Below are 21,015 nucleotides of genomic sequence, written 5' to 3' on the forward strand. Positions count from 1 at the left end.
AAATATTATGATTGCTATTTGTATAAAAACGTTAATACTCCATGAAATTTTTATGTAACAATTTTATATTTACAGACGACATCATCATAAACATTATCCATACTATCCTTACAACTACCATCCATACTTTTATTCTTATTATTGGTTCTACAGACCATGGTAGTTTTATCTAATTATAAAATTATATAAACTTTTGCATATATAATTAGGGATTTTAAAGACACATCACCGAAGATGTGTCTTTTATTAGTAATATGCACACTAATCTTATCCATTACCTATTAGTCCTAAGATCCATCTTACATAATTCTCACCTTATTGCAATTGTTGTACTTCAGTTATATCTTGTTGTAATTGCTGTTGTGGACTTGCATATGCATTATACCATTGCTTATTTATAGCCATATCTGCTAACCTAAAATGCTGATTTATGCAATTATTTAGTTGAGAACTAAGCATCTGTCTAAGTTGAGGATTAGTAGTTTCAGTTACTGCTTTTGCCATAGATGTAATATCCAACTTAGACATTATTAACATATCTAGGGCTATCTCTTTATCATTTAGTTTACTATTCTTATCATCGTTATTACTACTACTTTTATTGCTATCATCTTGACTATCATCAGAACCGAATAGGTCATCTACCCATGACATATATTTTCCCTCCTACAGTTATTTATTACCATTCACAGCATTTGATTGATTTTGGTTGTTGTTCTGACCTTGTATATTAATTTGACTAGTTAAAAAATCCTGCATCTGTTTAAGTGAAGACTTTTTTAAATTAAATGATTCCTGCATAAAACTTTTTAGTTCTTGATCTTGAACCATAGACATACTTACCTTAGTTTTTTTTGCTGCTACTATACTAGCATTCATTAGTTCATGAAGCTCAAGAAGTTCATGTGGAGCTACCACTGGATTATTTGGCATATAAAATCACCTCCTCGCATTTCTTATTTTTCTCTAGTTATGTTTTTATATCCATGTAAATAAATTCATTATTTTACATAAAGTTTTTATGACATGTATTTATTTATTTTTTCTTTCATAGCTTAATTTTTATTATATATCCATATATAGATAAAGAACCTGGAAATTAACATATCCCGTGGTTTAAGTCAAGTTCCTGAGTTGGAATTCTATAGGTAGCATTATTACAGCATATGAATATATATAATATTAAAGAATACATAGTAGTCATAATATTGAACAAATGAAACATACATTGGCAGACCAAAACGGTCAAGCCTTTAGGAGGTGACTATTATGGAAAATAATAATTTAGGAAATATATTAGGTAGTTTTATGGGCAACGTCAACTGGGGAAGTATTTTAGGGAATCCAGCTCTTCTCAATTACCTAGGTAATCCTGTAGTAGGATCATTATTAAGTAACGTTAACTGGAACAATGTTTTAGGAAATGTAGATTGGGGAAACTTTTTCAATGGTGGATATGCACAAAATCCTAATTTTAGTGGAAACCCATATTATCAAAATTATTCTCCTCCAATAAATCAAGGTTTCCAAAACTATTCTGGTTATCCTAACTACAACAATTTTGGAAATCCTAATGGCATGTGGGGAAGCATTCTTGGACAGGTTGTACCACAAGTACTTCCTCAAGTTATACCGCAACTATTACCACGAATTTTGCCCATGTTGTTCAAGTTCTAGTTTGTTATGTGTTGGGATATACAACTTTTGTATATCCCTTATATATATTTACTTAAGTAATAAGATTGGATAACTATAAATTTATAAGTACCTAATTATAAATTTTTATACTAAAAATATACTTATTAGTAACATTACTCATGTAACTATAATATAAGCACAATACATAATAGTCTCAGCTACCACTAAAAAACATACAGGTGTGTCTTAACTGGCATGCCTTTATAGGAGGTGACTGTTATGTATCCTTATTGGGGATGGGATCCGTTCTTTAATCCTTATTATGATGGACCAGGTTTCGGATTCTATGGATGGGGTTATAATTACTGGTGGTAAGTAATATTAAGATAATATATACACTAAGCTTGTATATATCTCTAATCAGATACTAGGTGATTCTTATCTAGTTTTTTTGTTTCTCTAAGTATAAATACTGCTGTCATTACAGAAGATAACAAATCCGCAGTAGGTCCTGCAACCCACACTCCTGTAAGCTTTAAAAAGCTAGGTAATATAAGCAGTAATGGTAATAATACAATAACCTGTCTTAGTAAAGTTAAAAATATAGCTATTTTAGCTCTTCCTATTGCTTGGAAGAAATTTGCACTAACTAGTTGAAAACCTATAATGGGCAGCATAATGAGAAAGATTCTAATTCCTTTAGCTCCAATGTCTAACAGTTGAATATCATTATTACTAAATACACCGATTATAGCTCTAGGAATCAATTGTATTATTATAAAACCTAAAGTACACACACAAGTAGCAGCTAATATAGATAATTTTAAAGCCTTCTTTACCCTTTCATAATTTTTAGCACCATAATTATATCCTATAATAGGTTGAGCTCCCTGATTGATACCAAAAATAGGCATAAATATTAACATAGTTACACTAGTTATAATTCCCATGGCAGCAATAGCAGTATCTCCACCATAAGTTTGTAATGCATTATTAAATACTATTGTAATTCCACTAGCTACTATCTGCATTAAAAAAGGTGACATACCTATAGAAAATATTTGACTTATTATATGAAAATCTAGTTTTAAGTTTGGTATTTTGAATTTTAGCATACTTTTTCTACCCATAAAATAAGCTAATACCCATATAGAGCATACAGCCTGTGATATTATAGTTGCAAGAGCTGATCCTTGTATACCTAATTTTAATCCAAAAATAAATAACGGATTAAGAATAATATTTAATATAGCTCCAATAAGCATAGTAGCCATAGCTGTCTTGGGGTTTCCTTCTGAACGTATTATATTATTTAATCCGAAACCTATATTTTGAAGTAATGTTCCAATTAATATAATTCTTATAAATTGCTTTGCTAAAGGCAATACTTCCTTGCTTGCCCCAAACATTACTAAAAGGGGCTCCTCAAATATTAATCCTAAAGCAGTTACTAGTACCGATACTATTATAACTAAAATTAAAGCATTTCCTAAAATATGTTCTGCCTCTTCTCTTTTATGCTGCCCTAGCCTAATAGAAATAGTTGCCGCTGCTCCAATACCTATTAACATACCAAAAGCCATAGTAACTAATATAATTGGAAATGCTACTGTAGTGGCTGAAATTCCCAGAAGCCCCACAGCTCTTCCTACAAATATTCTGTCTATAATACTATACATAGCATTAACTAACATACCTATAATAGCTGGAACTGAAAACTTCCATAATAGTTTACCAATATTTTCTCTTTCTAATTGATTCGAATTATCCAATTTTGTACCTCCTAACGCACTTTTAGAGCTGACTTAAAATAATCTCTATTAAATTACTTGAGAGCGCTATTATTATATAGCATAATTATATTACTGCTTAGTTGATGTCTATATACATAATTCCCCAATAGTATATACACAAATTACATAATAACACATTATTATAACAATAACCAATACATAAAAATTAGTTAACTTTTACTAGAATTATATAGATACCTACAGCATAAAATTCTTAATTAATACAAGTGGCTGTGGTAAAAGTCAAAATCCTGAATATATTTTGACTTTTACCACAGCCACTTGTCATATCAATATAACTATTATAGAAATTATCTTTTAGCTAGTAATTCAGCCTTATTATTTTAACTAAATTACTTGAATTCATTCATAAACTTCTCTGCATTTATTGGACTCCATTTTCTATTAACCAAAGGATCACCATCTCTAAGGTATGGAATACTATCTATATAACTAGGCCTATTTTCTTTATATAATACACCAACAGGTATACCATCATCTCCCCATTCCATTGATTTTTCAAAAGCTTTTATTTTATCTGTTGGATCATATTCTTCATCTAACTTATATACTCTTTCTTTGTACCACTTATAGGTATTTACATGATTAAAGGTTACACAAGGTTGCAAAATATCTACCAAAGAGTATCCATTGTGATTTATAGCCTTCTTCATTATACTGACTAACTGATCTCCATCACCCGAGAAAGCTCTTGCTACAAAGGTACACCCTAAGCTAATAGCAAAAGCTGCTGGATTGAATCTAGGAACAATAACTCCATCAAGCTGCATTGATGTTTTTTGACCTATTTCCGTTGTTGGTGATCCCTGACCTTTAGTAAGTCCATATATTTGGTTATCATGAACAAAATGAGTTATATCTACATTTCTTCTTATATTATGAAGTAGATGATTTCCACCTTCACCATAACTGTCTCCGTCTCCTGATGTAATAATGACTTTTAAATCCTTATTAGCTATTTTAGCTCCAACTGCTGGTGGAATAGCTCTCCCATGGAGGCTGTTGAAACCATTAGTATTTATATAATGAGGTGTCTTAGCAGCTTGACCTATTCCGGAACATAAAAGAACTTCTTCTGGTTTAAGTTCCAGCTCTGATAGGGCTTGTTTTAATGCATTTACTATACCAAAGTTTCCGCATCCTGGACACCAAGCTACTTCATCCTTAGAATTATATATCTTCTTATCTAACATTCATAGCACCTCTTTTCTGAATTCGCTGTATATTTCATAAGCACTTATTTGTCGTCCATCATATTTTAATATGCTCTTATCCATTTTAATTCCAGTTTCCTGCCTTATAAGCTTTGCTAGTTGTCCTGTATAATTTTGTTCTACGTTTATCACTGTTTTAACATCAGCAGCATACTTAGCTAAAAGTTTTTCAGGCAGTGGATATATATCTCCAAATAACAGTGCTCCTGTAGAAAATCCTTCTTTATTCAACTGCTCTACGGCATCTTTTATAGCTCCATAGGTAGATCCCCATCCAACCAAAAGTGTTTCTGGAGTTTCTGATCCAAAATATTCAGGCTCTAATACTTCTTGTTTTAAAAGATCTAATTTTCCCATTCTTTTCTTCATCATTGCAATACGAACTTTTGACGACTCTGTAATATGTCCATATTCATCATGTTCATCGCTGTCTACTAATACTATCTGTCCTTCTATCTGACCTGGAAGTATTCTTTTAGATATTCCAGTTTCAGTTAACTTATATCTCTTATAAGGTCCTTCTTTTAAATCATTTTCCAAATCTTTTTCAGAAGCTATATGTCTTTCAATAGTAATCTTACTAAAATCAAAAGGGTTAACAGTTCTAGCAGTATCAGCTAAATATTGATCTGTAAGAATAATTACTGGTATTTGATATTTATCTGCAATATTTAAAGCTCTAGCTGTTTGATAGAAGGCATCTTCAGGGCTTCTAACAGCTAAAATCATTCTTGGTGCTTCACCATGTGAAGCTGTAAGAATAAAGCTTAAATCACTTTGTTCTGATCTAGTAGGGAGACCTGTTGCTGGAGATGGTCTTTGAGAATCTACTATTACAAGGGGTACTTCTATTTGCGCTGCAAGTCCTAGTGCTTCTACCATAAGTGATAGTCCGCCACCTGATGTTCCTGTCATAGCTCTAGCTCCTGCATAAGATGCTCCTAAAGCCATTATTATGGAAGCTATCTCATCCTCAGCTTGCTCTACTATAATACCAGCTTCTTTGGATTTTTTTGAAAGATATGTCATAACACTGGTTGATGGTGTCATAGGATAAGCAGAATAAAAACTTACCCCTGCTGCTAATGCCCCTAGAGCTATAGCTTGGTTTCCATTTATTAGAATAGTATCTTTTTCTTCTAATACCCTTGTATTAAATACTTTTTTAGCGGAGTCATATCCCTTTTTTAGTGCAAGAATGTTATCATCAAGTACTTTTTTAGAAAATTTATTTTGTAAAACTTTTTGTGCCTTGTCCTCTTGGAAGCCAAATACTTTAAGTAAAGCACCTATAGCTACAGTTCCAATAACTTTTGGATTTCCAACTTCTGCAGCTGATTTTTTCATAGGTATAGTTAATACTCTAGAATCCTCATATTTAATTGATTCATCACATATTAAAACACCGGTTTTCTTTAATCTGTCTATATGAAGATTCGTAGTATTTAAATCTAATGCTATAATAGCGTCTAATTCTGTATGATGAGAATTTATGGGTTTTTCTCCAAACCTAACCTGAATAAAATTATGACCTCCTCTTACTCTAGACATATAGTCCTTCGTAGCAAAGGTATAATATCCTTCTTTTTTTAGAATTTTTTCAAATATAGCGCTGATAGTATCCATTCCTTGACCAGCGCTTCCACCAATTAAAATATTATATATCAAGTTAATTCGCCCCTTTTATTAGTATTAATAATTATTAGTAATTAATAATTATTATCATTGATTATAGTTTACTACTTTTTCATTAACTTGTAAATATTAGTTAAAAAAATAATAAGATTTTATTAATATGTTTATATAGTTACTGGTATATTTTTTTAATACTCAGTATCATTAAATTTGCTCTTAATTTAATATTATTTGTATTTGCAATCAATTATTACTTGAAATTTTCCAAAGCTAAACTATTATATATGTATCTTATTAGTATAATTATTTACTCGTCATAAAATAAAAACTACATGAAAATTAGATTGTTTATAGTAAAAAATATAGAAATTTAGGAATATGTTTCCAAAGCTGAAGGCACATTTAAAAACTTTTTATCAGTCTTAGTGAAGTGTTTTTAGAAAATCTTGGGAGCTTTGATATGTTTGAGGTACGAGTTTATCAAAGCTTCTTAGATTTTCAAAAACACGAACTTTAGACTGATTAAAAGTTTTTAACGTGCTGAAGCTTGGCAACATATTGCGGAGCATAAGTTAAGTTTACTACGCTAGACCTCTCTAGAGCTATAATTAAAAAGGATCAGATAGCATTGTAATCTATCTGATCCTATGTTTAAAACTTAAACTATTATAATCCTCTTTCGTAGGCTTCTACCATTCTTTTAACCATCTGGCCTCCAACTGAACCATTTTCTCTTGCAGTAAGGTCTCCATTATATCCTTCTTTTAGATTTACTCCTACTTCTCTAGCAGCCTCCATTTTAAATTTATCAAGTCCTGCCTTTGCTTCTGGAACTAAAACTCTATTTCCTCTGTTTGCCATAATGAATTCCTCCTTTTATCTTTTATAATTTTTTTGTTGCATTATAAGTTTATGCTTTTTTGTGATTATTACTCTATTAAACTACATACAAAATAACAAATTTTTATCATTATTGGCATAGTCTGAATTGAATAAAAAATTATATATAGGTTATACTTTTCCTTAGATTAGTTTTATAACTAATCTTGCTATAATAAAATCCCTTTAAAACCTTATAATTTCACTGTAGAAAGAACTCTTCTAAAATTGAGTTCTTTCTATATTTTTATATCATTAATTCTTTAATATAAATATGAAAAGAGCCTTACAGACTCTAATCTACAACGTGGTTTTGTGAGCATCTAGCATAGTCTGATATAAAAGTACTACTATACTATCAATTAATTCTTCCTTTTTAACTTGTATGTCTTTATCCGAATAACATATTTCTTCTATTTTTTTTAACCACTTTTCAATCCTTGAGTCATTAATATTTTTAAATTCTTTTAAGCATTCATTACATATTTTATCTTGCTTAACTTGATACTCTATTTCCTTAGAACTTAACTCTACTAATGACATAACTTTATAATATAGTCTTTCTTTATTTAAATCATCATCATCTATAGCATCATTTATTTGCTGCGCCACAGTTCTCCAAGTTCTAAATTTTATTTCCAATAGTTTTCTAATATCATTATTCTTAAAATTAGTAAGTTGATATTTTATTATTTCATCAATTTCTAAAATATCTTTTTCATTACTTATTGTATTTTTCAAATCTTTCTCAAAGCCTATAATTTTCAAATTATTAATCATAATTGAAACAAAGTTCGATGGAATAGGAACTCCAAGTATAGTTAAATTCTCTAATATACTGATAGTTTCTGACATTATGAGAAAGGCTACCATAACTTGTGATAACATATCTGTTTTAATTATAGCTACAACTCCAATTTCTAATAATCTTATAGTTATTATTGTCGTACTATAGAGAACTATTTTTTTAAAAAATTTTATAACACCTCTACTTGCAAATGTTCTATACTTTATGGCCGCTTTTATACCTAGTATTGTATCTGTAGCTATAAGAATAATTAGAATTGAGCCAGATACTTGGAATCCTCCGAATATATTAAACAATACACCCATTATTGTAGAAATAAAAGAAATCCCTGCCAAAGAGTATAACCTTGACATTTTAAATCTACCACCTTATAACTATTAATAATAAGCTCCACTTTATTTTTAATATATTATATGGAGCTATTTGATATTTGATATATTTAATAATTTATTATGTAAAAAATAAGCCTAAATCTCATATACATAAGACTTAGACTTATTTTTTAGTGTTTATCTCTATACCACTTATCATAGTTTAATTCACGTTTTCTTTTTTTCTTATAGCTTCTTTTAAAGTATGCCAAGCAAGTACTGCACATTTTACTCTAGCTGGCATAGTGGATATATTTTGAAGAGCAATAGCATCTTCAAGTTTTTCTAGTTCTTCTTCATTAGTTACTTCTTTTTTAATCATACCTATAAAGGTAGTAACATATTCTAAAGCTTCTTCCTTTGTTTTTCCCTTAATTAAATCGATCATCATAGATGTTGATGCTTGAGATATAGCACAACCGCTACCTTCAAAAGCAGCATCTTCAATTATATCTTTATTGAACTTAAGTGATAAAATTATATCGTCGCCACAACTAGGATTATGTCCTCTCTCTCTACAATCAGCATGCTCTAAATACCTTTTATTGTGGCCACTTTGATTATGCTCCATAATAAGCTCTGTATATATTAAATTAAGATTCTCCATACCCTAACCACTTCCTTACATTTTTTAAGCTGTCAATAAATCTATCTACTTCTTCAAAAGTATTATAAAAATAAAAGCTAGCTCTGGCAGAAGCCTGTATACCTAAGTATTTCATTAAAGGTTGTGCACAGTGATGTCCTGCCCTTACAGCCACTCCATAACTATCTACTATACTAGCTACATCATGTGGATGAACTCCCTCTATATTAAAAGATATTATTCCGCCCCTATCTTCTGCATTCTCAGGTCCATATACAGTTACATATGGTATTTCCTTTATCTTATTTAGAGCATACTCTGTAAGTTCTTTTTCATGTTCTACAATATTTTCAAATCCAATAGATTGCAGATAATCTATTGCAGCAGATAAAGCTACTGCACCTTCAACATTTTGAGTGCCTGCTTCAAATTTAAATGGTAGTTCAGCAAAGGTAGCCTCCTGTTCTGTTACATATTCTATCATATCTCCACCTCGTAAAAAGGGAGGCATTTTTAGAAGTAACTCTTCCTTTCCATATAATACTCCAATACCCATTGGTGCTAGCATCTTATGTCCGGAAAATACGAAAAAATCTGCATCTAAATCTTTCACATTTACTTTCATGTGAGGTACACTCTGTGCTCCATCAACTACCACTACGGCACCTTTAGTATGTGCATAATTTATTATATCTTTAATAGGATAAATTGTAGCAAGAACATTAGACATTTGAACAATAGCTACCAATTTTGTCCTATCTGTAATTTTGCTTTTATATTCTTCTTCATTTAATCTTCCATACTTATCAGTATACATATACTTTAATACAGCATTTTTAGCTTTCGCTACCATTTGCCAGGGAAGAATATTACTGTGATGTTCAGATATTGTAACAACTATTTCATCACCGGGTTCAATGAATGCCATTCCATAAGTATAAGCAATAAGATTCAAAGATTCCGTAGTATTCTTAGTAAAAATTATTTCATTGGTTTTATCTGCACCTATAAAATCTTTTACTTTTTCTCTTGCTCCTTCATAAGCCTCTGTAGCTGCCACACTTAAATAATGGGCACCTCTATGAGGATTTCCATTTATTTTTTCATTGTAATAGGTAATAGCTTCTATAACTGATCTAGGTTTATGGGTTGTGGCACCGTTATCGAAGTAAATTATATCCTTATCATTTACTTTGATAGATAATATGGGAAAATCTTCTCTAACTTTATTTATATCAATCTTGCTCATCTACAAGCCTCCTATTAAGTTCGTCAATAAGTAATTCTCTTAATTCTTTTACTGGAATTCTATCAAATATAGGGGTAAATTTGGCTTCAACTACAAGCTTTTTAGCTTCCTTCTCATTAAAACCTCTACTCATTAAGTAGAATAATTTATCTTCATCCATTTGCCCTACACTAGCTGCATGAGCTCCCTCCACATCATCCTCTTCACACAAAAGCATTGGAATAGAATCTGATTTTACTGCAGCATCCAACAAAAGTACATCTTCTGTTTGGGCACCTTTGGATTTTGTTGAGCCTTTCTTAAAGTCAATATTACCTCTAAAGACTTTTTTAGCCTTATCTTTTAGTACTCCTTTTACATCCATAATACTTTCAGTTCTTCGTCCAAAGTGATTTGCTGTGTAATATATATCCTGCTTTCTGCTTCCATCTACAAAGTAAGCTGAATAAAGTTCAGAAGAACTATTATCTTCATTTAAATTAGAAATATAATTAGTAATGTTAGTTTCGCTACCAAATTCTATAGTTATCCAATTTACCTTTGCACCTCTTTCAACAAATGCTACATTAGAGTCAAAATGCTGAGATTTATCATTCATTCGTTGTATTTTAACTACTGTAACATTTGAGTTATCCATAGCAAAGACTTTTGTTACTCCATTATGCAATGCTTTATCTATGTTGTCTGTACTATAATCTATAACAAGTGTAACCTTACTGCCTTTTTCTGCGATGACTATATTATGGTCAATGACTACAGGATTCTTATCATTCATAACAAAATTTAATTTAATTGGAGATTTTATATCTGCATTTTCTGATGTTCTTATAAATACTCCACTATTAAATCCTTTTTCCCCTAAAAATGTTAGCTCCTTTGATACTCCGAAACTATCATTGGTATTTAAGTAACCACATAAATCTTTACCTTTTTTCACCCAACTTTTTGTATCTAAAACTTCTACTCCATTTAATGTATTCTCTTCAAAACTTATATACTTCTTTTTATAAGGTTCTAAACTTGGTAATTTATAGTCTTTTAATAAAAAACTATTGACTTTTAAATGTCTCCAGGTTGGGACTACGGTTTGGTTCAACTTATGCTCTTCTTTATTATTTATAATTTCTATTATATCAGTTGGTCTGCTCTTTACATTTTCCTTTATATTTGTATTCATAAATTGATCCCTCCCTTAACCTATAGTTCCTTCAAGTTCTAACTTAATTAGATTGTTCATTTCAACTGCATATTCCAGTGGAAGCTCCTTTGCTATGGGTTCAACAAAGCCTCTTACTATCATAGCCTTAGCATCAGCTTCGCTTAATCCCCTACTCATTAGGTAGAATATGGCTTCATCACTTATTCTTCCTATTTTAGCTTCATGTCCGATATCAATGTTATCATTAGATACACTTATAACTGGTACAGTATCAGATCTTGATTGGTTATCAAGCATTAAAGACTCACAAGATACTGTAGACTTACAATGGTGGGCATTAGGTGCTGCACTTAAAAGTCCTCTATATATAGCCACTCCACCATTTTTTGATATAGACTTAGAGTTTATGGTAGAGGTAGTATATGGTGCTGCATGAACTACCTTTGACCCTGTATCTAAATGTTGACCAGATCCTGCAAAGGTAACACCTGTAAATTCGGACTTAGCACCTTCACCTTTTAGAATACTCATAGGATAAAGCATTGATACCTTTGACCCAAAGGATCCAGAAACCCATTCAATAGTTCCATTTTTATCTACTGTTGCTCTTTTAGTGTTTAGATTATACATATTTCTTGACCAATTCTCTATAGTACTATATCTAAGTGTAGCATCTTCCTTTACAAAAAGTTCCACACAGCCAGCATGAAGATTGTTAACGTAATACTTAGGAGCTGAACAACCTTCTATATAATGAATTTTTGCTCCTTTTTCAACTACTATTAGAGTATGTTCGAATTGACCTGCACCAGGAGCATTTAATCTAAAATAGGATTGTATAGGAATATCTACCTGAACTCCTGCTGGTACATATACAAAGGAACCACCTGACCAAACTGCTCCATGCAGCGCTGCAAATTTATGATCACTAGGAGGTACAAGCTTCATGAAATAAGGTTTTACAAAGTCTTCATATTCCTTAACTGCTGTTTCCATATCCATATAAAGAACTCCTTGATTGGTAAGTTCTTCACTTACATTATGGTATACTACTTCTGAATCATATTGAGCACCCACTCCAGCCAAAGACGCATGTTCTGCTTTTGGTATACCAAGAAGATCAAAGGTCTTCTTAATGTCATCTGGTACATCATTCCAATCATGCTTCATGTCTGTATTAGGCCTTATATAAGTTACTATATTTTCTACATCTAAATCCGTTAGATCAGGTCCCCAAGCTGGCATAGGCATACTGTTATATATATCTAAAGCTTTAAGTCTAAAATCTCTCATCCATTTAGGTTCATCTTTTTCCTCTGATATCTGCTCTATTATTTCTCTTGTTAGCCCCTTCTCTGTCTTATAACTATATTTAAAATCATTCTTAATATCATAAATTCCACGTTCTATATCTTCTACATAGGTTTTACTCTTTTCCAAACTAAATCACCTCTCTTTTTTCTTGTCTCTAAATTTATACTTGAGCCCTTATTGCATCATATCCCTTTTCTTCTATTTCTCTAGCTAAAGATATGTCACCAGTTTTCACTATTCTTCCGTCAATTAAAATATGAACATAGTCAGGATTTAAGTAATCTAATACACGGTTATGATGTGTTATAACAAGTATTGAATTTTCACTGCTAACAAGCTTCTTTACCCCTTCTGAAACTATCCTTACAGCATCTACATCAAGTCCGGAATCTGTCTCATCCAATATTGCTAGTTTAGGTTCTAATATTGCCATTTGTAAAATTTCATTTTTCTTTTTTTCACCACCAGAAAAACCTAAATTCAAATATCTTTGTGAATACTCCTCATTAATTTTTAACAAAGCCATTTTTTCCTTTAACAACTTTCTGAATTTTATTATGTTTTGTGGTTTTCCTTCCACCGCACCTTTTGCTGTTCTAAGAAAATTTTCTACAGTTATTCCAGGTACCTCTTCTGGATATTGGAAGGATAAAAATATTCCTCTTCGTGCTCTCTCATCTACCTTTAAATCATTTATCAGCTGTTCCTGAAAAAATATTTCACCATTATCTATTACATATTTTGGATGGCCCATTAGAGTATTAGCGAGAGTGGATTTACCAGCACCATTAGGGCCCATAATTGCATGCACTTCGCCTTTTTTAATTTCTAAATTTAATCCTTTTAATATTTCTTTTTCTTCAACTTTGGTTTTGAGATTATTTATTTTAAGAAGTATATTTTCCATTGTTATCTCTCCTTTATATCAGAGTATTTTACTCTGATTTATATTTTAAAATATGTATATCTTTAATATTAAACTCTATTTATTAAAGATATATGGTACTATTATTCTTATAAAACATAGTACTATACTATATCATACTAAATTACTCTGGATTTATATTTATATTTTACTACTTAGAGAAAAAATAATCAATAAATAATTAATAATAATTATTAATAATGATACAAATAATTCCACTAAATGGATATAAGGTTTTGAAAAATCATTACTTGACATTATACTGAAAAGATATTAAAATTATAAAAAAGTTCATTAAATATTAATAGTTTTAACATAACAGCTATGATAGGAAAAAGTAGACAATAATATGTTTTACAGAGAGTGGGAATAGGTGAAAGCCCATAAACTAAAACTGTTGAAAATCATCCTTGAGCTGCAGGCTGAAAAATTAGTAAGCTGAGCCGGTTTTGCACCGTTAACTAAATTAAGCAATAAATTTGGGTGGTACCGCGGACCTATCTTCGCCCCATTTGGTGAAGATAGGTCTTTTTATATCCATTTCCATAATATATTATGGAAAACAAAACTAAAAGCTTTATATTTTTAAAAGGAGGCATTTTTTTTGTACACATTTTTAATTGGATTATTATTACTTTTAATTGGTTATTTGTTTTATTCAAAATATGTTGAAAAACAATTTGGAGCAAATTATTCAAGAAAAACACCAGCATACGCAGTTCAAGATGGAGTAGATTATATTCCTATGGCTACATGGAAAATATTCCTAATCCAACTTTTGAATATTGCGGGATTAGGACCTGTATTTGGAGCATTACAAGGTGCATTATATGGACCAGTAGCATTCCTTTGGGTTATTATTGGATGTATTTTAGGCGGTGCTGTTCACGATTACCTATCTGGTATGATTTCTTTAAGACATAATGGGGCAAGTCTTTCAGAAATTCACGGTCTATATCTGGGGAAAAAAGTTCAAAATGTAATGAGAGTTATAACAGTATTTTTTTGTGTTATTGTTGGTGTAGTGTTTATAGCAGGTCCAGCAGGTCTTTTAGCTCAGTTAACTCCTGGATATTTAAGCACTGGCTTTTGGATAGCAGTTATATTTATATATTACGTTTTAGCAACCATACTTCCAATTGACGTTGTAATAGGAAAAATATATCCTGTATTCGGTATATGTTTATTTACTATGGCAATTGGTGTTGGTGGTGCAATATTAATTAAGGGCTATCATATTCCTGAAGTTACACTTGCTAATTTACATCCATCTAATTTACCTATGTGGCCTATGATGTTTGTTACTATTGCTTGTGGAGCAATTTCTGGTTTCCATGCCACGCAGTCACCTATGATGGCAAGGTGTCTTAAATCTGAAAAACTTGGTAGACAGGCTTTTTATGGGGCAATGATAGCAGAAGGTGCCATTGCACTTGTTTGGGTAGCCGCAGGTCTTTCTTTCTATAATGGTATTCCTGGTCTAGGTGAAGTAATTTTAGGAAAAGCAGGTGCTGCAGGGGCAGTATTTGAAATAACGAAAACTCTGCTTGGATCTATTGGCGGCGTACTTGCCATTCTAGGTGTTATAGTATGTCCAATAACTACAGGCGATACTGCTTTCAGAAGCGCAAGACTTGCATTGGCTGACATAATTGGATACCCTCAAGATAAAATTAAGAACAGGTTATTATTAGCTCTACCAATGTTTGCTATATCTCTCTTCTTAACATTTGTTAAGTTTCCTATACTTTGGAGATATATGAACTGGCTTACACAAGCATTCGCAATGGTTACACTTTGGGCTTGTTCCGTATATTTAGTTAGAAAAAGTAAAAATCATTGGATTTCAACCATACCAGCAACATTTATGTCCGCTGTATCTATAAGCTATATATTGCAAGCTCCAGAAGGCTTTAGAATAAATGCAATATTTTCAAATATAGTAGGCGTAGTTGTGTCGCTATTAATCTTTATGTTATTCTTATATAAGATAAGAACTATAGATAAAGTAGCAGATGCAGCTGCATAAATAATAATATTATTTTAATTTTCTATTCATGAAGCAAAGCACTAATAAGTACTAATAATATTATTAGCTTATTAGTGCTTTAATTTACATTTTTACAAATTTTATACACGTCAAATATATTAAAATTTAACCCCTTCTTCTAAATACCTTTTTATAGGGTTTAGTTCCTCGTCTTCCTGTATATAATCTATAAATTCAGGGTATAACCTAATAGCTTCTTTTAAGTCTTCTACAGCCTCTTTAAAGTTGTTAACTTTAACATAATAGCAAGCCCTATTATAATATAAAAATTCCGTATCCAAATTATTTCTTATACCATCACTTATTATATCTATAGCAGTGTAATATTCTTCTCTCTCTTTATAAATCACAGCTAAATTAAGATAACTATATGGATAACAAGGATTCTCATCTATAGCAAGCTTATAGTATTCCATAGCCTCATTAGTTTTTCCCATTCTGCAAAGTATTACACCTTTATTAAATAAAGCTAGATAGTGATTACCATCAATTTCTAAACTCTTATTTATCATTGCCAGTGCCATTTCATACTGGCCCAATTCCTCATAAATAGAACTTAAGTTTGTGCAAGCCCAAAAATCTTCCTTATCCATAGATAAAACTTTTTCATAACACTTTATAGCGTTTTCCTTATCTCCAATTTCATCATATGCTCCAGCCAGAAAGAAATACGCACGATTATAATCTGGGTTTAATGTTATTGCTTTGTTATAGTACTTTATTGCTTCTTGAAACTCTTTTCTGTTATCATATAGAATAGCTAATCCATAGTAGGCTCTTTCATCCTTTGAATTTATTCTTAATATTTCATTGTACTTCTTTTCTGCTAGTTCATCTTCCTCTATTTCATCATATATTAAAGCCATATCTAACAATAATTCTGTATCCTCACTGCCCCCAACGCTGTTATAGGCTTTATTATAAAAATTAAGAGCTTTATCAATTTGTCTCTCTCCGTAAAATTTTCTTGCAATAACCTTATAGTTATCTATTTTATATCTTTTAGTAGCCATAATTTTGCTCCTTTTTTAAACCACTTGATTTTATAACACATAATTATACAAGTATATTTATGTATTGTAAAACATAATTATGTTATTTTTTCAGATCCTTAATAACACTTCATATGTATGAATCATATAATATCTATGATGATAATATTATTTAAGGTGGATGAGTAAATGAGTTACGTAGATATTTCAAATTATAGAGTAAATAAACCTTATCCTATAGTAGATATTCCACGTGAAAATCTCTATTTTGCTAATATTTTGATGGATGATTATTGTAGTGTAATTAGCGAGTATACAGCTATATCTCAATATATATATGCACACATAATAAGTGACGAAACAGAGCTATCAGATGATTTTTTAGGAATCTCTATGGTTGAAATGCAGCATCTTCAACTTTTAGGTGATGTTATTAAACAACTAGGTGGTAATCCTGTATTTAGAAGTGGCAACGGCTTGGTTTGGAATAGCAACTTAGTCCCTTATAGTAACTCTACACGAAATAGACTAAGATTAGCTATAAAATCTGAACAAAGATCCATAGACCAATACAATGCACACATTTCTAAAATAAATGATGCCGATATACAAATTCTGCTGAAGAGAATAATACTAGATGAAGAATTGCATATTCAAATACTTAAAGATCATCTAGATAAATATAAGAGTAAACATGAAAATCATGATACTAAATATGCCGATTATAATGACTATAAAGGTTATAACTATGAGCCAGATAACTACAATACCAGCTATGAAAATCCTAATTCTAAAGAAGCTGAATATATAGATAGGCAGAATTATAATTATGAAGATAACTATAATAATAGCCAAGATAACTCTGATAACGACAATTTTCAACACACTGAATATAATGACCATAGGCGCGGCAATTCAAGACACAGACGAACTCATGAAAGAAGACACAATAGGTCTAGAATATAGAAGTGATGATAGACTGAAAAATTCTAATGATTTTTAATATAGGTTTTATAACTAGAGTGTATGGCATGTCTGTACACTCTTAGTTATTACTATAAAGTGAGCTGGCATCAAGCCAACTCAAACATTTTATTTTTTATTAATTTGGAATTTTATAGTTGCTTTAGCTTTTCCCCCTTTGTTAACTAACTTCTTGTTATGCCTATGAACTATTTGTTGAATATCAATACCGTCCTGATAAAGCTTTTCTATTATTCCTATGGCTACTTGTATATTATCTAGCACTTCTTCAGCTATATGGGCTTTATCATCTTCCTTAATAGCTTTAACTAACTGCAAGCTTTCCTCATATACTCTTGCCTTATGGAGATTCCAACTTTCATCTTTGTCTAGCACCATTAATTCCATTAATTAATTCCTCCTTGCTTTTTTTGCAAATAATATTGCGCTTAGTCTGATTCAAATTTTCACTTTATCTCACAGGAAACATTATATGAACTAATCTATGAATATGTTACACTTGTTAACCTATTTTTTAATTGCATAAAATACCAAAATTATTGCTAATTCTTACCTAAAACTCTTTTCAAGCTCAAATATATCTTCTACAAGTCTTTTCCTAACTTCTATTTTTAATAAGATTTTAGGCTTCATTTGGTACACCTCCATTAATGTTAACTACTACTACATTCTATCATTTATTTTTAATTATAAAAGTGTATTATTGGGTAACATTTTCACTAAAAAATTTTATTGTTGCTTTTTTAGGAATTAATTACTTGTATTAAATTATTATATAGGTCTAAACTATTATTAATGGAACTAGATAAGGAGGTGAGTAGGATGGATTCCGAAACAAATCAACCTTATCAATCTACATTATCCTATAATAAAGAACAGATTAATTTAATTAAAAATACAGTAGCTAAAGGAGCAACTGAGGATGAAATAAAAATATTTCTTTATTTAGCACAGCAATATAATCTAGATCCATTTAAAAAAGAAATTTGGTTTACTAAGTATGGAAGCCAAACAAATATAATGACAAGTAGAGATGGATATTTAAAATATGCTCACACAAGCCCCGAGTTTGGAGGGTTAATAAGTTTTGTAGTACACGAAGGTGATAACTTTGAAGTTGATGCAGCTGAATATAAGATAACTCACAAGTTTGGTACAAAGCGTGGAAAGATACTAGGTGCTTGGGCTAGATGTGATCGAAAAGGAAAAAGGCCATTTATTAGTTATGTATCCTTTGAGGAATATAATCAAAACACACCGATTTGGAGAAAATATCCTAGTGCTATGATACAAAAAGTTGCTGAAGTTTTTGTGTTAAAAAGAGCTTTTGGAATAAATGGTTTGGTAACAAATGAGGAAATGAATGATGAACCTTCTAGTCATAAAGAAAGTATTCAAAGTACAAAGGCTCCTATGATGGAAAAAGAACAAAAATCTACTATTTGGGAATTAGCACAATCTAAAGGCATGACAATAGATAGCTTAAAACAGTATACTATAAAAGAATTTGATACACCCTTAACTTATCTCACCTATGAACAAGCTGAGCAATTGCTTAATAAGTTGTCTAAGGATATAATTCTTAAGGATGAGAAGGATAATGTCAATAACGGAAATTTAACTATTGAAGAAAATGAAGCCTTGAATACTATAGCTCCTACTGAATAGGCTACATTTAAATTTTTATTAAGATAAACAGCAGTCTCAGAAGCTACAATTCATGGAACATTTGCATAAAAGACTTGAAGCAATTGATATAAAAATAGGATTTAGTACTGAATTTAATTTTCAGTGCTAAATCCTCTTCTTTACAAGTGGCCTAAAAAGTATTTCGCAAAAAATTATTTTGAGTATCCTTTTATTTTAATTACCTCTTCCTCCGGAGGATGATCTTACGGCACCACCTCCGCCGAAGTTGTTTCCTCCTCCAAAGTTAATTCTCGTATTGTTAGAGCTTGTTTGAGGTAGAGTTATTAAAACTGAGTCTCCTTCTTTTAGTCCTTCTACTATTTCTGCTTGATTTTGATTTTGTAGTCCAACAGTGACTTGTATAAGCTTACCAGCTGCATTGTTTCCATAACCAGCACTGTTACCAGATCTACTATTCTTAGAGTTACCGTTATTTCCTGCACTATTAGTTGCTTGTCCAGTTTTTTGAGATTGACTACTATTAGCTTGTTTACTAGTTCCATCGGAAGACGGAACCATTACAAAATGCTTTCCATTTCTATCTATTAGTGCTTCAACTGGAATAGTAAGTACATTTTCCTTACTCTCAATTGCAATAGTTACATTAGCATTCATGCCCGGCTTTATACGCTCAGGATTGCTTACTGAAACTGTTACATCAAAAGTTGTTACGTTATTAGTTGTCTTACCAGTTTGGGCGATTTTTTCAACCACTCCATCATAGGTCTTATCTTTAATTGAATCTACGCCTATAGTAGCCTTTTGACCTACTTTAACCTTATCTATATCAAGTTCATCTACTGGCAAAATAACTTGCATCTGTGTTAAATCTGTTATGGTTGCTATAGCCTTATTATTACTATCAATAGTATCCCCTTCTTTAACATTCAATGTAGAAATTACACCATCTATCGAACTGGTGATAGTAGTTTTACTAAGACTAGACTGCTTAAAACTCAAATCACTTTGAGCCTGTTGTATTTCTAGTTTTTTAGCATTAATGTTATTCTGTATAGTCTCCCCATCTAATTTAAACATCTTTTCACCTTTTTTAACTTCAGCTCCTGGTGATATATACACAGTTTCTATTTTCCCACTGTCTGGGAATGGAACTTGTACTTCTAAAGAGTCATTTACAACAATAATTGCTAAGGCACCATATGCTTGTTTTGCTGTTTTAACATTATCTCCAGACGAAACAAATATTGATTTAACTTTTCCATCTATTGGGGCCTTTATGTAAAGATCATCTAAGCTCTTTTCTAGATTACTAAGCTCTAAATTTTTTTGAGCTAAACTATTCTGTGCCGAAGCTACACTTTGCTGTGCATTAGAATCATCTATGTTGCAAATTACATCTCCTTTTTTTACTGGATCTCCTGCCTTAAAAGAGAGATTTTTAATAGTTCCGGAATTACTTGAGGATACACTAACCTCGTTGACACTTGTAATAGTTCCTGTAGCTTGTACAGTTATATCTATGTTTCCTTTCTTTACTTTATTTGTTATAATTCTGTTACTGGTTACAGTACTCTTACTGGCATAGCTCTTATATCCAAAATACCCGCCTGCTGAAACTACACCAACTATTGAGCAACCCACTATAAACTTTATTATCTTTTTTTTCATTAACTTATCACTCCTGCCTAGCTCATATTAACGAATAATAAATAAAATTACATTAATTCAAATTAAATATTACATAAGC

Annotated in this window: 19 protein-coding genes and 1 other annotated feature; of the genes, 4 read left to right on the forward strand and 15 right to left on the reverse strand. The window is 31.0% G+C overall.

Annotated features, from left to right (window positions below):
• Window positions 1-315: 315 nt before the first annotated feature.
• On the reverse strand, window positions 316-654 hold the full coding sequence (locus HGI79_RS15205) for a spore coat protein (RefSeq protein WP_185651551.1): 339 nt from the start codon (window positions 652-654) through the stop codon (window positions 316-318).
• An 18-nt stretch (window positions 655-672) separates the two neighbouring features.
• Window positions 673-933, reverse strand: coding sequence for a hypothetical protein (locus HGI79_RS15210; RefSeq protein ID WP_185651552.1), 261 nt, complete (start codon window positions 931-933; stop codon window positions 673-675).
• Between the two features lie 336 nt (window positions 934-1,269).
• On the opposite strand from HGI79_RS15210, the gene HGI79_RS15215 reads away from it, so the two are divergent.
• A complete protein-coding gene (locus tag HGI79_RS15215; RefSeq protein ID WP_185651553.1) occupies window positions 1,270-1,677 on the forward strand; it encodes a hypothetical protein in 408 nt (135 codons plus the stop codon).
• 377 nt (window positions 1,678-2,054) lie between these two features.
• Here HGI79_RS15215 and HGI79_RS15220 read toward each other — a convergent pair whose 3' ends face one another.
• The 10 genes from HGI79_RS15220 to sufC all read right to left on the reverse strand — a co-directional run bounded on the left by HGI79_RS15220 (window position 2,055) and on the right by sufC (window position 13,574).
• On the reverse strand, window positions 2,055-3,410 hold the full coding sequence (locus HGI79_RS15220; RefSeq protein WP_185651554.1) for an MATE family efflux transporter: 1,356 nt from the start codon (window positions 3,408-3,410) through the stop codon (window positions 2,055-2,057).
• 374 nt (window positions 3,411-3,784) lie between these two features.
• Window positions 3,785-4,645: a 2-oxoacid:ferredoxin oxidoreductase subunit beta gene (locus tag HGI79_RS15225; protein WP_185651555.1), complete on the reverse strand. Its 861-nt coding sequence runs from the start codon at window positions 4,643-4,645 to the stop codon at window positions 3,785-3,787.
• The gene (locus tag HGI79_RS15230) at window positions 4,646-6,334 is read right to left on the reverse strand and encodes a 2-oxoacid:acceptor oxidoreductase subunit alpha (RefSeq protein WP_185651556.1); all 1,689 of its coding nucleotides are present in this window, start codon (window positions 6,332-6,334) and stop codon (window positions 4,646-4,648) included.
• Window positions 6,335-6,967: 633 nt separating this feature from the next.
• Window positions 6,968-7,162 (reverse strand): alpha/beta-type small acid-soluble spore protein, encoded by a 195-nt coding sequence (locus HGI79_RS15235; protein WP_185651557.1) that lies wholly within the window; start codon window positions 7,160-7,162, stop codon window positions 6,968-6,970.
• Between the two features lie 318 nt (window positions 7,163-7,480).
• Window positions 7,481-8,341 carry a phage holin family protein gene (locus HGI79_RS15240; protein WP_185651558.1) on the reverse strand — a complete coding sequence of 287 codons (861 nt, stop codon included), beginning with the start codon at window positions 8,339-8,341 and terminating at the stop codon, window positions 7,481-7,483.
• A gap of 181 nt (window positions 8,342-8,522) precedes the next feature.
• Window positions 8,523-8,966, reverse strand: a complete 444-nt coding sequence (gene sufU, locus HGI79_RS15245) for a Fe-S cluster assembly sulfur transfer protein SufU (RefSeq protein WP_185651559.1) — start codon at window positions 8,964-8,966, stop codon at window positions 8,523-8,525.
• On the reverse strand, window positions 8,953-10,194 hold the full coding sequence (locus HGI79_RS15250) for a cysteine desulfurase (protein WP_207725793.1): 1,242 nt from the start codon (window positions 10,192-10,194) through the stop codon (window positions 8,953-8,955). Before HGI79_RS15250 ends, sufU begins: the two co-directional genes overlap by 14 nt.
• Window positions 10,181-11,371, reverse strand: a complete 1,191-nt coding sequence (gene sufD, locus HGI79_RS15255; RefSeq protein ID WP_185651560.1) for a Fe-S cluster assembly protein SufD — start codon at window positions 11,369-11,371, stop codon at window positions 10,181-10,183. Before sufD ends, HGI79_RS15250 begins: the two co-directional genes overlap by 14 nt.
• Before the next feature lie 15 nt (window positions 11,372-11,386).
• Window positions 11,387-12,793: a Fe-S cluster assembly protein SufB gene (gene sufB, locus HGI79_RS15260; RefSeq protein WP_185651561.1), complete on the reverse strand. Its 1,407-nt coding sequence runs from the start codon at window positions 12,791-12,793 to the stop codon at window positions 11,387-11,389.
• Between the two features lie 34 nt (window positions 12,794-12,827).
• Window positions 12,828-13,574 (reverse strand): Fe-S cluster assembly ATPase SufC, encoded by a 747-nt coding sequence (gene sufC / locus HGI79_RS15265; protein ID WP_185651562.1) that lies wholly within the window; start codon window positions 13,572-13,574, stop codon window positions 12,828-12,830.
• Window positions 13,575-13,907: 333 nt separating this feature from the next.
• Window positions 13,908-14,106 (forward strand) — a binding site (T-box leader).
• 90 nt (window positions 14,107-14,196) lie between these two features.
• Between sufC and HGI79_RS15270 the strand changes: the two genes are divergently transcribed.
• Window positions 14,197-15,621 carry a carbon starvation protein A gene (locus HGI79_RS15270; RefSeq protein ID WP_185651563.1) on the forward strand — a complete coding sequence of 475 codons (1,425 nt, stop codon included), beginning with the start codon at window positions 14,197-14,199 and terminating at the stop codon, window positions 15,619-15,621.
• A 119-nt stretch (window positions 15,622-15,740) separates the two neighbouring features.
• Here the strand turns inward: HGI79_RS15270 and HGI79_RS15275 are convergent, their stop codons facing one another.
• Complete coding sequence (locus HGI79_RS15275; protein WP_185651564.1) at window positions 15,741-16,655, reverse strand: lipopolysaccharide assembly protein LapB; 915 nt, start codon at window positions 16,653-16,655, stop codon at window positions 15,741-15,743.
• Between the two features lie 168 nt (window positions 16,656-16,823).
• On the opposite strand from HGI79_RS15275, the gene HGI79_RS15280 reads away from it, so the two are divergent.
• Entirely contained in the window at window positions 16,824-17,600 is a 777-nt protein-coding gene (locus HGI79_RS15280; RefSeq protein WP_185651565.1) for a ferritin-like domain-containing protein, read from the forward strand.
• A 126-nt stretch (window positions 17,601-17,726) separates the two neighbouring features.
• Here the strand turns inward: HGI79_RS15280 and HGI79_RS15285 are convergent, their stop codons facing one another.
• Window positions 17,727-18,005 carry a MazG nucleotide pyrophosphohydrolase domain-containing protein gene (locus HGI79_RS15285; protein ID WP_185651566.1) on the reverse strand — a complete coding sequence of 93 codons (279 nt, stop codon included), beginning with the start codon at window positions 18,003-18,005 and terminating at the stop codon, window positions 17,727-17,729.
• A 435-nt stretch (window positions 18,006-18,440) separates the two neighbouring features.
• On the opposite strand from HGI79_RS15285, the gene bet reads away from it, so the two are divergent.
• A complete protein-coding gene (bet, locus tag HGI79_RS15290) occupies window positions 18,441-19,286 on the forward strand; it encodes a phage recombination protein Bet (protein ID WP_185651567.1) in 846 nt (281 codons plus the stop codon).
• A gap of 195 nt (window positions 19,287-19,481) precedes the next feature.
• On the opposite strand, the gene HGI79_RS15295 is transcribed toward bet, so the two are convergent.
• Window positions 19,482-20,936: a biotin/lipoyl-binding protein gene (locus HGI79_RS15295; protein WP_185651568.1), complete on the reverse strand. Its 1,455-nt coding sequence runs from the start codon at window positions 20,934-20,936 to the stop codon at window positions 19,482-19,484.
• Between the last annotated feature and the right edge of the window lie 79 nt (window positions 20,937-21,015).

The organism is Clostridium sp. DJ247, from assembly GCF_014231265.1.

Bases quoted from the DNA above. Each gene is read 5' to 3' on its own strand.
- HGI79_RS15205 (WP_185651551.1), bottom strand. From the start codon at position 654: ATGTCATGGGTAGATGACCTATTCGGTTCTGATGATAGTCAAGATGAT.
- HGI79_RS15210 (WP_185651552.1), bottom strand. From the start codon at position 933: ATGCCAAATAATCCAGTGGTAGCTCCACATGAACTTCTTGAGCTTCAT.
- HGI79_RS15215 (WP_185651553.1), top strand. From the start codon at position 1,270: ATGGAAAATAATAATTTAGGAAATATATTAGGTAGTTTTATGGGCAAC.
- HGI79_RS15225 (WP_185651555.1), bottom strand. From the start codon at position 4,645: ATGTTAGATAAGAAGATATATAATTCTAAGGATGAAGTAGCTTGGTGT.
- HGI79_RS15235 (WP_185651557.1), bottom strand. From the start codon at position 7,162: ATGGCAAACAGAGGAAATAGAGTTTTAGTTCCAGAAGCAAAGGCAGGA.
- HGI79_RS15240 (WP_185651558.1), bottom strand. From the start codon at position 8,341: ATGTCAAGGTTATACTCTTTGGCAGGGATTTCTTTTATTTCTACAATA.
- sufU (WP_185651559.1), bottom strand. From the start codon at position 8,966: ATGGAGAATCTTAATTTAATATATACAGAGCTTATTATGGAGCATAAT.
- HGI79_RS15250 (WP_207725793.1), bottom strand. From the start codon at position 10,194: ATGAGCAAGATTGATATAAATAAAGTTAGAGAAGATTTTCCCATATTA.
- sufD (WP_185651560.1), bottom strand. From the start codon at position 11,371: ATGAATACAAATATAAAGGAAAATGTAAAGAGCAGACCAACTGATATA.
- sufC (WP_185651562.1), bottom strand. From the start codon at position 13,574: ATGGAAAATATACTTCTTAAAATAAATAATCTCAAAACCAAAGTTGAA.
- HGI79_RS15275 (WP_185651564.1), bottom strand. From the start codon at position 16,655: ATGGCTACTAAAAGATATAAAATAGATAACTATAAGGTTATTGCAAGA.
- HGI79_RS15280 (WP_185651565.1), top strand. From the start codon at position 16,824: ATGAGTTACGTAGATATTTCAAATTATAGAGTAAATAAACCTTATCCT.
- HGI79_RS15285 (WP_185651566.1), bottom strand. From the start codon at position 18,005: ATGGAATTAATGGTGCTAGACAAAGATGAAAGTTGGAATCTCCATAAG.
- bet (WP_185651567.1), top strand. From the start codon at position 18,441: ATGGATTCCGAAACAAATCAACCTTATCAATCTACATTATCCTATAAT.
- HGI79_RS15295 (WP_185651568.1), bottom strand. From the start codon at position 20,936: ATGAAAAAAAAGATAATAAAGTTTATAGTGGGTTGCTCAATAGTTGGT.